1 pseudogene is annotated in these 1,069 nt (G+C 39.4%); it reads right to left on the bottom strand.

The features are described 5' to 3' along the window. Positions 1 to 1,069, bottom strand: a pseudogene (locus RHS_RS29755) (transposase); the annotation flags it as partial.

Here is a 1,069-nt window from a genome sequence, read left to right as displayed (position 1 = left end):
TTCCGGTAAAATTTGTTTTCATGATTCGAAAACAGTCTTCAATCTGATATCTTTTGTGGGATACAGCCAATATATCTTTAGCTGGATCCAGAAGATTTGTGGCGACCGCATAATAACCATCATATTTTTCTTCTTCAGCAATCTTTGTTTCGTCAAGTATATATGCGACCGTTGCTTTTTCTACTGAGTTTGTGCTGGCTACGCGTTTCAGAAATCGCTTCACATCATTCGGTCCTTTCTTGATTTCTTCGGGATCTTTCATACCTAAGAGTTTCCTGGCACGTTCAATCTGACGGTTTCGCACAGCCCTCTGGTATTCCATCATCTTTCGCGAGAAAGTGATAATCAGTCTCTGTTTCAGCTGTCCTGTTGTTTTTACACGTTTTGTTTTGCCATTTTTTAATGTTTTTTCTTCATACAGTCCAAGATCAATAGCTTTGTCTGCAATAATCACTTTATAGGCAGAATCATTGTACAGTTCTCGGTTTTCTATCTCATATCTGTCAAAAGTTTTCATATCGCTGATTGCGACAGCGGAGTCATCTGAGAGAAGGTGATAATCATAGTCGTTGAACACGGCCTTTTTGAGTGTGTCACTCAGTTTTTTTATAGATTGAGTGACAATAAAGGCTTTGCCGCCCATACTGTTGAATTTGCGGATGTTATAGGAACCAAGCCCCGCATCTGCACAATAAATGAATTGGGCATTATCCAGCATTTTCATAACTTCTTTTTCTAATGGGACAGCGGTAATCTGTTCGCTTGTATTTCCACAATGCAGGCACATGCTGACTGGGATTCCCCTGCTATCCATGAAAAGTCCCATTTCCACAATGGGATTTGAACGGTGTTCTTTACTTAAGCCATATTTTCTCAGACCATTGATAATCTCACCAGTCACTTCATCGACGATGTCTTCGTCAGGCTGTTCACATTCAAAGTAAAAGTTTGTGCAATCATAGTATAGGACAGATGAATCTCGCTTAATGACAGAATTGCTGTTTTTGTAAAGCCATGTCAGATAAGTGTCGTAATTCGCTTCCAAGATATCCATGAATCTAAGAATATG

Origin of the sequence: Robinsoniella sp. RHS (assembly GCF_001029355.1) — a bacterium.
GTDB lineage: Bacteria > Bacillota > Clostridia > Lachnospirales > Lachnospiraceae > Robinsoniella > Robinsoniella peoriensis.
The sequence above is the reverse complement of the archived record's forward strand: the minus strand, read 5'-3'. Positions and strand labels throughout refer to the sequence as shown.